Source organism: Microbacterium jejuense (genome assembly GCF_039544225.1).
Classification (GTDB): Bacteria; Actinomycetota; Actinomycetes; order Actinomycetales; family Microbacteriaceae; genus Microbacterium; species Microbacterium jejuense.
This window is the reverse complement of sequence record NZ_BAABLG010000005.1, coordinates 202,208-216,470: the sequence shown is the minus strand read 5'-3', so window position 1 is coordinate 216,470 and position 14,263 is coordinate 202,208. Positions and strand designations below refer to the sequence as shown.

General features: G+C 71.5%; 9 protein-coding genes and 2 pseudogenes. 5 read left to right on the top strand and 6 right to left on the bottom strand.

Going from position 1 to position 14,263, the window contains the following annotated elements; genetic code table 11:
* Positions 1-61: 61 nt before the first annotated feature.
* Together ABEA46_RS10690 and ABEA46_RS10685 are read left to right on the top strand one after the other, a co-directional pair.
* Entirely contained in the window at positions 62-721 is a 660-nt protein-coding gene (locus ABEA46_RS10690; protein WP_345544529.1) for a TetR/AcrR family transcriptional regulator, read from the top strand.
* A 234-nt stretch (positions 722-955) separates the two neighbouring features.
* On the top strand, positions 956-2,281 hold the full coding sequence (locus ABEA46_RS10685; RefSeq protein WP_345544528.1) for a TlpA family protein disulfide reductase: 1,326 nt from the start codon (positions 956-958) through the stop codon (positions 2,279-2,281).
* Positions 2,282-2,314: 33 nt separating this feature from the next.
* On the opposite strand, the gene ABEA46_RS10680 is transcribed toward ABEA46_RS10685, so the two are convergent.
* Positions 2,315-3,733, bottom strand: a complete 1,419-nt coding sequence (locus ABEA46_RS10680) for a cellulase family glycosylhydrolase (protein WP_345544527.1) — start codon at positions 3,731-3,733, stop codon at positions 2,315-2,317.
* A 79-nt stretch (positions 3,734-3,812) separates the two neighbouring features.
* On the opposite strand from ABEA46_RS10680, the gene ABEA46_RS10675 reads away from it, so the two are divergent.
* Positions 3,813-4,370, top strand: coding sequence for a hypothetical protein (locus ABEA46_RS10675; protein ID WP_345544526.1), 558 nt, complete (start codon positions 3,813-3,815; stop codon positions 4,368-4,370).
* A gap of 190 nt (positions 4,371-4,560) precedes the next feature.
* On the opposite strand, the gene ABEA46_RS10670 is transcribed toward ABEA46_RS10675, so the two are convergent.
* A complete protein-coding gene (locus tag ABEA46_RS10670) occupies positions 4,561-6,231 on the bottom strand; it encodes a DEAD/DEAH box helicase (protein ID WP_345544525.1) in 1,671 nt (556 codons plus the stop codon).
* 368 nt (positions 6,232-6,599) lie between these two features.
* Here ABEA46_RS10670 and ABEA46_RS20390 point away from each other — a divergent pair.
* Positions 6,600-7,259 (top strand): annotated as a pseudogene (locus ABEA46_RS20390) (DUF998 domain-containing protein); the annotation flags it as partial.
* A gap of 140 nt (positions 7,260-7,399) precedes the next feature.
* Positions 7,400-8,011 (top strand): antibiotic biosynthesis monooxygenase, encoded by a 612-nt coding sequence (locus tag ABEA46_RS10665; protein ID WP_425563182.1) that lies wholly within the window; start codon positions 7,400-7,402, stop codon positions 8,009-8,011.
* 1,167 nt (positions 8,012-9,178) lie between these two features.
* Here ABEA46_RS10665 and ABEA46_RS10660 read toward each other — a convergent pair.
* From ABEA46_RS10660 to ABEA46_RS10645, 4 genes and pseudogenes are all read right to left on the bottom strand, one after another.
* A pseudogene (locus tag ABEA46_RS10660) lies at positions 9,179-12,310 on the bottom strand (efflux RND transporter permease subunit); the annotation flags it as partial.
* A gap of 86 nt (positions 12,311-12,396) precedes the next feature.
* Positions 12,397-12,774, bottom strand: coding sequence for a fluoride efflux transporter CrcB (gene crcB, locus ABEA46_RS10655; RefSeq protein WP_345544523.1), 378 nt, complete (start codon positions 12,772-12,774; stop codon positions 12,397-12,399).
* Positions 12,771-13,184, bottom strand: coding sequence for a fluoride efflux transporter FluC (locus ABEA46_RS10650; protein ID WP_345544522.1), 414 nt, complete (start codon positions 13,182-13,184; stop codon positions 12,771-12,773). Before ABEA46_RS10650 ends, crcB begins: the two co-directional genes overlap by 4 nt.
* A gap of 9 nt (positions 13,185-13,193) precedes the next feature.
* Positions 13,194-14,222, bottom strand: a complete 1,029-nt coding sequence (locus ABEA46_RS10645) for a DNA topoisomerase IB (RefSeq protein WP_345544521.1) — start codon at positions 14,220-14,222, stop codon at positions 13,194-13,196.
* Positions 14,223-14,263: the final 41 nt, after the last annotated feature.

Sequence of the window (14,263 nt, the reverse complement as noted above, 5' to 3'; positions counted from 1 at the left end):
ATTCGATGAATACGAACGATCGTACTTATAAATACGAACGATCGTACGGTAATCTTGGAGCGTGACACAAGCCCCGATCGACCGACGTCGCCTGCGCGGCGACGAATCGCGGCGCGTCGTGCTCGACCACGCCGTGCAGACCGCGACGGTCGACGGACTCGAAGGCCTCACGATCGGACGGCTCGCGGATGCCTCCGGCCACAGCAAGAGCGGGATCGCGACACTCTTCGGCTCGAAGGAACAGCTGCAGCTCGCCGTCGTCGCCGCGGCCCGCGAGGTGTTCATCGATGCCGTGATCGCCCCGGCGCGCGCGGACACGCCGCGGGGCCTCGTCCGCGTGTGCGCGGTCCTGTCGAACTGGCTCGCGTACTCGCACGACCGCGTCTTCCGCGGCGGCTGCTTCTTCGTCGCCACGTCGGTCGAGTTCGACTCGCGGCCCGGGGTCGTGCGCGACGCCATCGTCGCCGCCATGCGGGACTGGGAGGACTACCTCGCCGGCAGCATCGAGCACGCCATGACCGCGGGTGAGCTCCCGCTGCTCGACGACGCGCGGCAGCTGACCTTCGAGATCACCTCGTTCCTCGAGGCCACGAACATGCGCTCACTGCTCTACGACAGCGCCGAGCCGTACCGCCGCGCCGAAGTCGCGCTACGCGCACGGCTGCTCGCACTCGGCGGCGACCCTGTGCTGGTCGCCACGGTCAGCGCCCCCTCCGCCTGACACGTCGGACGGGCGGATGCCGGGCGTCCGGCATCCATCACCGTCTTCGCATCGCGAGCACGACGCAGGTCGACCGATCCGGCACGCCGTCACCACAGGCACGACGCCCGGCGTGGCATCCCCCTCTCCCCGCACCCAGGACCAGCCCGTCCCTTCACAGATAGGGCAAATGCCCGATGCGACGATGCGTGCGCGATACCTACTCTGGCGGCCGATCGATGTAGGGGGTCCACCGTGAACGAACGCACCATGCGACCGGCTGTCGTCGTCGACCGCCGTACCTTCCTGCTCGCCGGCGTGGGTCTGGCGACCGCCGCCGCGATCCTCGTGCCACACGATGCGGCCCGCGCCGCCGGCGGACCTGCGGGCTGGCGGGTGGGCCAGCGCATGCCGAACCTCACCGGCTACGACCAGTACGGCATCGCGCGCCGACTGCGCGGCGAGAAGGGCGGCTGGATCCTCCTGGACGTGTGTGCCACCTGGTGCGGCCCGTGCCTGGCCTCCGCCACGCAGCACGCGGCGTTCAGCGACTACGTCAACAGTGCCGGACTCGACTTCCAGGTCGCGACTGTCGTCAACGACGACGATTCCCACAACGCGACGACGCAGGACGATGCGCGACGCTGGTCGAAGAGGTTCCGTCTCGGCAACGACCTCGTGCTCCATTGCGACGGCGCCGAGGCCTCGCCGCTGCGGACGCTCAACACCGACATCTGGCAGGCCAACGGGCGCCCGACCGAGGCCCCGGGCTGGCCCACGTACCTGCTCATCGATCCCGATGGAGTGGTCCGGTACTACCAGCTGGAGGCGAACGTCAACGCCGTCCAGACCGCCCTGGCCGGCCTCAGCGGCGTCCCGCTCACCGGCGACTGGCCGATCTACGTGCCGTACCAGCCGGAGCTCAGCGAAGCGATCACCCCGGTCAGGGTGTCGGCGACCCGGAGCAGCGGGGCAGGCCTGGACGAGTCCGTCGCGGGGAGCGCGGCTGTGGGCTACGGCTCGTTCGAGCAGATCGCCTACGTCGACATCATCGACGGCGGAGCGGGGTTCGGACTCGACCAGCCGGTCGTCGTGCAGTTCGCACCGCTCGCGCCACGGGCCGCCGACCGCGCGTGGCGCGTCGATCTCGGGACCGGCGTCGACCTGCTGAGGATTCCCGACGATCCCTGGCAGCAGCCGCAATCGATCCACAGCGAGGCGACGGTCGCCGTCGCCGCAGACGGATCGATCACCTGCACGGTTGCACCGTTCCGACCAGGCGCCCCGGCGGACGCCGACACCCATCAGTGGGTGACGATCAGCATCCTCGCCGGCTACCGGTCACTGCCGGTGCGCGATGCCCTCGATTCGCTGCGCTCCGACCTCACCGCGGCGCCGGGGATCCCGGTCCACTCCGCGCTCAAGGCGATCGACGAGATCGAGAAGAGCCTCGACCGGCGCGCATTCGACCAGGCTGCTGCGCGCGCCGTCCGGCTGCAGGGCGAGCTCGCCGACGCGGCCGGACCGGTGCTCCGGTTCAACGTCGATGCGGTGGCCGCGAACCTCGCGACGCTCCCCTGATTCCTGGGGTCCAGGGATGCCCCACCCGGCGCGTCAGCCCGCCGGCGTGATGGTGACGGTCGGGGCGCCGCGGTCGATGGTGAACGTCAGGACGCGGGTCGCGGCATCCCACTCGACGACCTCACCGCCGTCGACCACTCCGCCCTGCGGAAAGCGGTCGGCGGGGAGGTACACCTCACTCGCACCGTCGGCGTCGGCCTCGCCGTCCCGGTGCAGCACCAGCTCGCCGTCGCGGACGGTCCACGACGACACGGGGCCCGACACCACGCGCGGATACGGCCGGTCGATCGTGGCCACCAGGTTGCGGGGCGTGCCGTCGGTCTCATATGGACCCCAGCTGCCCGGATCGCGCGACCAGTACACGACGCCCATGCCGGCGGCGTCTGCGGTGCGGTACACGAGGTCGACGTAGTCCAGCGCACCGGGGAGTGTCGTGTCGAGCCCGAACTCCCCCAGGATCACCGGCACGCCGCCGAGCGCCTCGGCCGCGCGCAGGGTGTTCGACGCCCACGCCGACACCGTGCCCTTCACGAGGTCGCGGCTGGTGCCCGAGAACCCGTCGCCGAGGTCCATCGGCAGCGGGTACAGGTGCGGGCAGAACGCGATGCGCGACTCGCCGTCGCGCGCGTCGTCGATGCGGCCGAGCCCCGTCGGCAGACCCCAGTTGAACCCGAGCGCCTGGGGCTCGACGCACACCCAGGTGTCGGCATCCACGTCGCGGATGGCGTCGGCGGTGCGCTGGTACAGCGACGTCAGCGGACCCGCCTCGAATGCCGGCCCCTGCACGGTGCCGCCGTAGGGCTCGTTCATGAGGTCGTATGCGACCACCGCAGGCTCGCCGGCGAAACGCTCGGCGACGGCGCGCCACGCGTTCGCGTAATGCTCGGCGAGCTCGGGATGCTCACCGGTGGTGTTCCAGAAGTTGTCGAATGCGCGGATCACCCCGGGCTCGAGGTAGTACAGCTCCCACATGTCGTGGTCGGCGACCGGCAGCCCGTCCAGGTACGTCGCCCACTCAGGCGCGCCGTTGCCGGTGTCGCCGCTCGGCGTGATCCCGCTGCCCCACAGGTCCTGATGCATGTCGAGCATCACGTGATACCCGCGGTCGGCGTACCAGCCGACGCGCTCGGCGACGTCGTCGAGATAGTCCTGGTCGTACTGCCCGGGCTCGGGCTCGACTTTGCGCCACGAGATCAGGAACCGCACGAAGTCCGTGCCCATGTCGGCATATTCGGCGGCCAGGTCGTCCTCGGTGAACTCGGGCATTCCATCCGGCGCCGACTTCGAGCTCGAGGCCGTGTTGAATCCGTTCGCGACGACCGCTCGTCCGTCGTCGTCCTGGACGAAGGAAGACGTGGATGCCGGGCCCGGCGTCCGCAGCGCGGCCGCGGCGCCTCCGACCACCACCAGCGCACCGAGAGCGATCGCCAGGATGGCGCGCGGACCGAGCATGACGAACCGTCCTCTCCGACGGGGCCGGCGCGGGCCGGGGGGGTATGAACCCGCGCGCAACGGAGGCTATCATCGTCCGGTGCCGACGAAGACACCCCCCGCTCTCGGCCGCTCGGACGTGGCCACACTCGTCATGCTGCTCGTCGTCGCGGTGCTGGCCGGCATCTGGCCGCTCACCGGGACGCTCACGACGTGGGTCCCCTACATCGCGATCCCGGCCGCGGCGGGCCTGCCGTTCCTGTGGCCGCCGCTGCGGCTGATGCCCCTCGGCGAGACCACGTGGGCGTTCTGGATCGCCGACACCGTCGGCGTTCTCGTGATGCTCGCGGTCGCCTGGGCGATGCTCCGCGCCGCCTCGCGCAAGCACCTTCGCCCGCACGCCGGCCGCGCGTTCGGCCGCGGGCTGTGGGTGACCATCGTGGCGATGGTCGCGGGCAACCTCGTGCGTGCGGTGTTCACGAGCTTCGTGGTCCATGCCGATCTCGGCACATACCTCGCGACAGTGGCCGCCGGCATCCTGATCACCGCTCTCACGGCGATCGTGCCGGGCCTTCTCGTCGGCGCTGCGGCCGCGCTCGTCGGCGCGACGGCCCGGACCCCGTCTCTGCGAGACGAAACGCTTCCACTCGGTCGTTGAGCGAGCGCAGCGAGACGGAACGCGGTGAGTCGCCCGTCGGAGCCGGCCACGCGCGCGACGGACGCGGGGGCCGGGTTCTCGAGAGCGCCCTGCGACGTTTTCGTCGTCGCTCGTTCCTCGCTCCGCGGGGCGAGCGGGGATGTGCCCGCGGGAGCGCTCCGCGGCGCGACCGGTCGACGCGCGCCGCCTTCTACAGCTCGTCGCCGGGGCGGAACTCCGTGAACGGCGCCTCGATGTCGGCCCGGTCGAGCAGCTCCTCCAGGCGTGCGCGGCGGGCCCGGGTCACGAGGGTCACGACGGTGCCCGACGCCCCCGCGCGACCGGTGCGGCCCGACCGGTGCAGGTACGTCTTGTACTCGTCGGGCGGGTCGGCCTGCACGACCAGGTCGATGTCGTCGACGTGGATGCCGCGAGCGGCGACATCGGTCGCCACCAGCACGTCGATGCGCCCTGACGTGAGCTTCTCGAGGTTGCGCGTGCGGCGGGCCTGGTCGAGATCGCCGTGGAGCGCGAGCGCCCGGATCCCGGCCTGGTCGAACTGCTCCGCGAGCATCTCGGCGTACGCCCTGGTGCGCGTGAACACGAGCGTCTTGCCGTCGCGGTCGACGAGCGAGCGCAGGATCTCGGCCTTGTCGCGGTGGTCGACGACCAGCACGCGATGGTCGATCGTGCCCGAGCGCTGCGTCTCGCCGGCGACCTCGTACACGGCAGGCTCGGTGAGGAACTCCTTCACGAGCGCCGACACCTCGCCGTCGAGAGTGGCCGAGAACAGCAGCCGCTGCGCGTCGCGCGGCGTGCGTCGCATGATGCGCTGCACGGGCTGCAGGAACCCGAGTTCGCACATGTGATCGGCCTCGTCGAGCACGGCGACGCGCACCTCCGACAGATCGAGCGCGCGGGATTCGACGAGATCCTCGATGCGGCCGGGCGTGCCGATCACGATGTCGATGCCCTTCTTGAGGGCGCCCAGCTGGCGCGCCTTGGGCACTCCGCCGTAGATCTGCGTCGTGAACAGCCCGACGCTGCGGGCGATGGGCTGGATCGTCGCATCGATCTGCAGCGCGAGCTCGCGCGTCGGCGCGAGGATCAGCGCGCGCGGCGGGCGCCCGAACTCGCGCTTCTGGCCGGCCTGCGAGCGCAGCACGCTCTCGACGAGCGGCGCGCCGAAGGCGATGGTCTTGCCCGAGCCGGTGCGCCCGCGCGCGAGCACGTCGCGACCGTCGAGGATCGCGGGGATCGTCGCGGCCTGAATGGCGAACGGATGCCGCGCCCCCAGCTCGTCGAGCGTCTTGACGATGTTCTGGCCGAGGCCGAGTCCCGCGAACGTCGCTCCCTCCGCCTGGTCCGGCGCGACGGCGTCGGCACGAAGGCGCTGGTGCACGACGTCGGCACGGACGCCGTCGTCGCGGCGGGCCCGGTCGCCATGGCGTGGAGCCTCGTCCCGCCGCGGCCGGTCGTCCCGGCGTGCGCGCTCGTCCCGGGGTGCGCGCTCGTCGCGGCGCGGAGCCTCGTCGCGACGGGCGCGGTCGTCGCGACGCGGACCGTCTGCCCGGCGCGGCCGGTCGCCGTCGCGCGGACGATCGTCACGCGCGTGCGAGCGGATCGACCGTGCCTCGTCGCGGCCGGCGCGCTCCTGCTCGGTCCAGCGGCGCTTGGGCGCTTCGGCGGACTCGGCGCGGTACCCGCGGTGGCCGGGGCTGCGACTGCCGGTCTTGCCCGCTGACGATTCTCCCGGCCGGCGCTTCTGGTCGTCGGCCGCGTCCCGGCCGCGGGCGCTCTGGGCGCCTCGCGCGCGGGGGTTGTAGCGCGGGTCGTAGTTCTTGGGCGCCCGGCCGCCGCCGGGCTTCTTGTTCTTGGGCATCCGGCTCCTCCTGGGCGCGGTCCGCGGGCACCCGCGCGCCGCGAGCGCGGCACGGTGCGTGAGCCGGCCCGTCCAGGTTACCCGTGCATGGTTCCCCGGCCGGCGAAGCCCGTCACGCCGGACGCCGCGTTCCGGCACGAGGAGCCCGATCCGACGTCCACTTCGCGGCGACGGCCACGCTCCTGCGCCGGGTCGCGTTGTGTCAACGGCCAGCCTTCCGCCGACGGCGCGGGCTACTGTTGCCACAGCGGCTTGCCGCCGACCGGGGGGTCACCGCTGAACTGGGGTTTTGTGCAGTTCGGCGTCCCCGTTCCACTGGGGAATCTGTCGTCATACCACGACGAGGCTCCGGATCGGTCCATCTGGGGATGCGCCGACACCGGACAACGCGTCGCACCGAACCGATCGTGAGTCGAATGCATCCCACGACCCTTTCAGACGCCACCGGCGGATCCGTCACTTCGGTCCTCGTCACGGACGCACCGCCGACGGCATCCATACCGGACAATGCCGCCCAGATCGCACCGATCACCGGCGCCGCGCCGGTCGTGGTCGCGCACCGCGTCGGTCGGCTCGCCGTGCTGTCGCTTCCGGCGGGCGTGCTCATCGCCGTGCTGACGACGAACGACCCGACATGGTGGCAGCACCACTTCTCGCAGCTGGGCACGCACTCGGACTTCTCGGGCCGCATGTTCAACGCCACCGCGATCTTCGCGGGCTTCGTCCTGGCGGCCTACGGCGTCCTCGTCGCGGTGGCGCTGCCCCTGGGGATCCGTCGTCGCACCTCGCGCGCATTCCGTGGGTCGGTCGTCTCGGCGGGACTGCACCTGACGGCGGTGGGACTCGTCCCGATCCCCGTCAGTCCCGACATGCACAACCTGATCGCGACGGGCCTCGGCCTGTCGTTCCTGTCGACCGTCGCGTCGGGACTCGCCCTTCCCGGCCGCAGCCGCCGGTTCCGCGCCGCGACGACGCTGTGCGTCACGCTGCTGGCGACCGGCATGGTCGTTCTCACGGCCGGGATGATCACACTCGCGCTATTCGAGTTCATCGCGTTCGTCACCATGGGCATCTGGCTGCTGTGCCTTCCGCGCGCGCTCGCTGCCGCGCCGGCGCCTGCGGAGTCGCCGTACGCCGCCGCCGCGCGAGCGGACTCAGAATGGATGCCATGGCAGAACCCGTGGCCCACCCCGTCACCGTCGCGATCGAACGTCGCATCGACCCGTCCCGCACCGCAGAAGCCACGAGCTGGATGCAAGCGGGCACCGATCTGGCCGCAGGCTTCGAGGGCTTCCTCGGCTCGGGCTGGGTCCGTGCGGGCGAAGGCAGCGACCTCTGGTACATGCTGTACCGCTTCCGCGACATCCCGACCCTCGAGGGCTGGGAGGATTCGCCGCAGCGCGGCTGGTGGCTCGACTCCGGTCGTGCTTTCGCCCGCGAGGTCAAAGTCGAGCGACGCACCGGCATCGAAGGCTGGTTCGACGCTCCGTTCGCGACCCACGTCGAGACGAGGGGCCCCGCTGCACCGGCCACCGGCCCGATCCAGCAGCCCATCCCGGCAGCCCCGCCGCGCTACAAGCAGGCCGTCACGATCTGGCTCGGCTTCTTCCCCACGAACCTCCTCGCCTCGTGGCTGCTCGGCTTCGTGCCCGGGTTCGCGGAGTGGCCGCTGATCGCGCGCGTGCTCCTGTCGACCGTGCTGCTCACCCCTGTCATGACCTACGCCGTGCTCCCCGCTGTCACGCGGCTGTTGCGTCCCTGGCTGCAGCCCCACCACTGATCCCCTGCCTCGGCGAGCAGATCCCCCGCTTCGGCGAGCAGATCCCCCGCTTCGGCGAGCAGATCCCCCGCTTCGGCGAGCAGTTCCCCCGCTTCGGCGAGACCGGGGATTGTCGGCGAACCCGGGGGTGTCGCCCTCGGTCTCGGCGCGATTCCCCTGGTTCGGCCGCGGGATCCCCGGACTCGCGTGCCCGGGACGAAGAGAGGGATGGATGCCGCATGCCGCGGAGCATCCATCCCTCCTGGGTCCTCGTCAGGCGTCGTCGCGGCGCTCGGGCTTCGCCGAACCGTCGAGCTCGACCTGATCGTGGTCGGTCTGGTCGGGCTCCGGCTGCGCGGGCTCCTCGTCGGATCCGGCATCCGTCCCCTCGACCGGCTCGCCCTCGTGGACGGTGGGCTCGGAGTCGGAGTCGTCGCCGGATGCCTCGGACTCAGCGGCTTCGATCCGAACCTCGGACTCCGCCCCCTCCGTCGGCTCCTCGGCCTCCGCGACCTCCTCGGGCTCCGCTTCATCGAGCGCCGCGTCGGCCGGCTCCTCCGCAGTGGCGCCCTCGGCCGCGTCCTCGGCAGGCGCGTCCTCGGCTGAGGACTCGGCCGAGACCGGCTCGGCCTCGTCTTCGGCGGGTTCGGCCTCGACCTCGTCCGCGGCCGGCTCGACGGCACCCGCCGGCGACGCCTCAGCCTGAGCGGCCTCTGCCTCGGTGGCTTCAGCTGCAGTCGCCTCGGCCCCACTCGCCTCGCCCTCGGCCTCGGCCTCGGCAGGAGCGGACTGCGCGACCGGCTCGTCAGGCACAGCCTCCGCCGCGACCGGCGCGGGCTCGGCCGGCGAGACCTCGATGTCGGGGCCTTCCTCGACCACCACAGCTTCGACGCCCGGCTCGTCCGCAGCCGCTTCCGGCGCAGGCTGCGTGGGCGACACCTCGACGTCGGGGCCCTCTTCGATCACCGGCACGGCGACGGCGGCGGTCTCGGCGGCGACGGCGCCCTTGCGGCCACCGGCCGTCGCGCGCGCACGACGCTCACGCCGTGTCTCGAACACGGCAGCACCCGCGGCGCCGGCGGCGACCGGTCCCGCCGCACCGGCAGCTTCCGCCGCCTCGGTGCCGTGCGCGCCGACCGCCACGAGTTCGCCCTCGTGCTCGGCTGCGGCATCCGTCCCCTCGTCGGGGCCTTCGCCCTCGGGAGCCGGGCCGTCGCCGCCGTCGCCCGAACCGTCACCGCCGCTGCGGCGTGCGGCGCGGCGCTCCTTGGCGCCCTCGACGAGGTTGTACAGGGTCGGCAGAACGAGCAGGGTCAGCACTGTCGACGAGATGAGACCGCCGATCACGACGATCGCCAGCGGCTGCGAGATGAACCCGCCGTGGCCGGTGATCCCCAGCGCCATCGGCGTGAGCGCGAAGATCGTCGCGAGCGCCGTCATGAGGATCGGCCGGAGTCGGCGGGATCCGCCCGCAAGGGTGGCGTCATGCGTCGTCAGGCCCTTCTCGCGGTACTGGTTCACCAGGTCGACGAGGACGATCGCGTTCGTCACGACGATGCCGATCAGCATCAGCACGCCGATGAGCGAGGCCACGCCCAGCGGCACACCCGTGATGATCTGCAGGAGGATCGCACCGGTCGCGGCGAACGGCACCGAGACCAGCAGCAGCAGCGGCTGGCGCAGCGAGCGGAAGGTGGCGACCATCACGATGTAGACGATGAGGATCGCGGCCAGCATCGCGAGGCCGAGCTGCGAGAACGCGTCGCCCTGCTGTGAGGCCACACCGCCGATGGCGGCGTCGGCCGACTTCGGCAGATCGGCGTCGGCGATCGCCTGCGTGACCGACGCGGTCGCCGTGGCCAGGTCGTCGGTGGACGGCGAGACGGTGACGGTGGCGGTGCGCCGGCCGTCCTCGGTGGTGATCGAGGCGGGCCCGTTGCTCTCTTCGACAGTCGCGACGTCCGACAGCGGCACCGGTCCGGTCGCGCTCGGAACCGGCAGGGCGCGCAGCTCGTCGATCGAGGCCGGCGGGTCCGAGACGGCGACGTAGACAGTCAGCGTCGTGTCGTCGATCTCGACCGAGCCGGCCTGCTGCGGCTGCATGGCCGCCGAGACCAGACCGCCGACGGCGACCTCCGACAGACCGAGCTGGGCGGCCTTGTCGCGGTCGACCGTCACCGCGATGTACGGCAGCGAGGCCGACAGGTTGCTCGACACCTGGCCGACGCCCTCGGCGCCGGTGACGGCATCCACGACCGCATCGGTCGCGTCGGTGAGGGTCCCGGCGTCGGGAGCGGTGACGTCCACCTCGATGTCGCTCGAGCCGAAGCCGCCGTTGCCGGTGCCGACGGTGAGCGTGCCCACGTCGTCGAGGTCGGCGAGCGCGTTCTGCACGTCCTCGCGCAGCGCGACCTGATCGGCGTCGGGGTCGGTCGTGATCGAGTACGTGATCCCGGCGCTGCCGCCGCTGAACGCGTCGCGCAGGGCCGAGCCGCTGGAGCCGATCGAGACCTGCACCGTCTCGATCCCGTCGATGCCGAGCAGCGCCTCTTCGACGGGCTGGGACGCCGCGTTCTCGGCTTCGAGGCTGGGCGCCGGCCCGAGGTCCTGCGTGACCGTGAAGGTGTTCTGCCCCGAGTCGCCGAGGAAGTTCGTCTTCATCAGCGGCGCCATGGCGAGCGTGCCGCCGAGCACGAGCACCGCGACGAGCAGCGTGACCCACGAGTGCTTGAGCGTCCAGGTGAGGATCGGCAGGTAGGACTTCTGCAGGCGGCTCGGGGGCGCGGCCGGGTCCTCGGGATCGATCGCCGCCCCCTCCGGGGTGAGGATCGGCTTGCCCGGGCGCAGGAACCAGTACGCGAGCACCGGCACGATGGTCAGCGCCACGAACAGCGAGGCGAGCATGGCGATCGTGACGGTCATCGCGAACGGCCGGAACAACTCCCCGGTCACGTCGCCCACGAAGGCGATCGGCAGGAAGACCGCGACCGTCGTGATGGTCGACGCGCTGATCGCCGTCGCCACCTCGCGCACGCCGCGCAGGATGGCGGTCTTCTTGTCGGCATCGCCGACGTAGTGCCGTTTGATGTTCTCGATCACGACGATCGAGTCGTCGACCACGCGGCCGATCGCGATCGTCAGCGCGCCGAGCGTCAGGATGTTCAGCGAGAAGCCGAACGCCTGGATGCCGATGAACGTGATGAGCACGCTGGTCGGGATCGAGATCGCCGCGACCAGGGTCGAGCGCACCGACAGCAGGAACAGGAAGATGACGATCACCGCGAAGACCAGGCCGAGCAGGCCCTCCTGCGCGAGCGAGTCGATGGACTGCTGGATGTAGGGCGCCTGGTCGAAGACCACGGTGAACTGGACGCCGTCGATGTCGTCCTCGAGGCTCGGCAGCAGCGCCGTCACCCCGCGCGAGACGTCGACGGTGTTCGCGGAGGGAAGCTTGGTGACGGCGATCGTCAGCGCCGGCTCACCGTTCACGCGCGAGATGCTGGTCACCGGGTCGGTCTCCTGCACCACTGTCGCGACATCGCCGATGGTCTGCTGTGCGCCGGCGAACTGCTCGGCGTCGCTCGGTACGAGCGGCAGCGCGGCGATCTCGTCGACGGAGGTGATCTTGCTGCCGGTCTGGACTGTCAGCGTCTGGTCGTCCTCGGTGATCGCACCACCCGGGAACAGCACGCCGTTCTGCTTGAGCGCGTCGCTGATCGCCTGCTGCGTGTAGCCCGCGGCGGCGAGCGCGGCCTGGTCGGGCGTGATGGTCACCCGCTGACCGACGCCGCCGACGATCTGGGCGGCGTTGACGCCGTCGACATCCTCGAGATCGGGGATGACGGATGCCTCCAGCTGAGCCTGGATGGTCTCTTCGTCGTCGTACCCGGTCACGGCGATCTGGATCACGGGCAGGTCGTCGATGCTCACCGACAGCACGTTCGGCTCGACCCCGGTCGGCAGCGTCGACTGGATGCGGTTGATCGCCTGCGTCATCTTCTGCTCGGCGGTCGCGAGATCGGTGCCGTACGTGAAGGTCGCCTGCACGATCGACGCGTTCGTCGTGCTGGTCGCGGTGGTGCCCTCCAGCCCCGGTACGCCCTGGATGGCGGACTCGATGGGTGTGGACACGTCGTTGTTGACGACATCCGGGGACGCGCCCGGATAGGTCGAGACGACGATCAGCGCGGGGAACTCGATCGAGGGGATGAGCTCCTGCTTGAGGTTCGTCAGCGCGAGGCCGCCGAAGATGGCGGCCACGATCGTGATGAGCGCGATCAGTGCGCGGTTCTTGAGACTCAGGACGGCGAGGTTCGACACAGCAATGCCTTCGCTGGGTGAGGTGGTGCATGGATGCGGGAATCCGCACGATACGAACGTGTATCGGTTTTCAGTATTTCATGCGCTCACAGGCGCGATAGGACCGCTCCCAGCCAGAGCCCCAGCCCGGCGCCGACGGCCGCGAGCACGAGCGTGCCGAACAGGTTGAGGGCGGCATCCCGCCACTGCTTCCGCTGCGCGAGCAGCACCGTCTCCACCGACACGGTGCTGAAGGTCGTGTAGCCGCCGAGCAGGCCGAGCCCCAGCACGAGCGAGAGCTCGGGCGCCATGGCCGAGCCGAGACCGGTGACCACGCCGAGCACGAACGAGCCCGACACGTTCACGACGAGGATCCCGACCGGGAACCGCGCGCCGCGCGCGGGGGTGAGCCAGCGGTCCACGGCGTAGCGCAGCCCCGCGCCGACGCCGCCGGCGAGCGCCGCGGCCCAGAGCCACGGGCTCACTCGGCGTCCTCGATCGGCTCGATCTCGCCGGGCACGTCGGCGATGCGGCGTCCGATGAACAGCCCGATGAGTGCGCCGACGACGCCGGCGAGAAGGGATGCCGCAGCCAGCCCGGCGGCGAGCCACGGCGTCGACAGCCACAGCGCCGTCGACACCGCGAACGCACTGTAGGTCGTGAAGCCGCCCATCACCCCGGTGCCCAGGAACGCGCGCGCCAGCGGATGCCGGTCGTCGAGCCATCCGACGATGAGGCCCAGCAGCAGCGATCCGACGCCGTTGATCGCGAGCGTCGTCCACGGCGCGGCGGCCGGGTCCGCGACGGGCGCGATGATCAGCCCGCGTGCCAGCACGCCGACGGCGCCGCCGACTGCCACAGCCCCGAGCACCCGGGGATCGACAGGCTGCGGCATCCCTCCACGCTACTCCGGCCGCGTTCTGGTCGTTTCGGCTCGCTCCTTCGTCGCTCGCTCAACGAACGGAGGGCCGCCCGGGCGCAGCAGCGCGCGGATCGCCGACTCGGGGGCGACCGACAGGTCGAGCAGGTGCCCGTCGCGGTAGCGGGTGAAGACGCGCGGGTCGACGTACGAGCCGCGCGCGACGGCGGGGGTGTTGCCGAGCGCGTCAGCGGTGGCCCGCACGGCGAGCACCTCGGCGCGCTTGCGGTCCGCGGCGGTGTCGACAGTGCCGATGCGGGCCAGGGCATCCGCCGCGAGGATCGTCCCGCGCAGCGTGCGGAAGTCCTTCGCGGTGAAGCGCCCGCCGGTGAGGGACCGCACGTACGCGTTCACCTCGGCGGGCGTGAGCGCCACGCGGCGCCCCGCCCGGTCCCACGCCAGCAGTGGCGATCTCGGCCGACCCGACGCAAGCAGCTCGACAGCGGCGGCGAGGTCGGCGTCGTCGATCTCGAGCAGCTGCCGCTTGCCGCTCTTGCCCGGGAACGCGAGCGAGACGGTGGATGCCTCGACCGCGGCATCCCGTCGCTGCAGCGTCGTCAGCCCACGGCTGCCGTGCGCGGACAGGTATCGCTCCGACCCGATGCGCGGCGCCGCGTCGTCGAGGAGCCGGAATGCGACCGCGAGCACCCGCTCCCGGTCGAGCGCAGGACGGCGCAGCGACGTCGTGATTCGGCCGCGGGCGCGGGGCAGCGCTTCGGCGAGCGCCAGCATGCGGGCGAACTTTCCGCGGTCCCGGCCCGCGGTCCACTGCGGGTGATAGAGATACTGCGTGCGCCCGGCGTCATCGACACCCACGGCCTGGATGTGCCCGTCGGCACGGGCGCTGATCCACACGTCCTGCCACGCGGGCGGGATGACGAGGGACTGGATGCGTTCGAGGTGGCGGGCTGCGGGCGTGCGACCCTTCTCGTCGAGGTAGCGGAACCCCGACCCGGCGCGCACGCGCCGCAGGCCGGGATCCCGGTAGGGGCGCACCCGCGCGAGCCTCGGCATCCGTCCTCCGTTCCGCGAGCCCGGACGCCGACCTCGCCCCT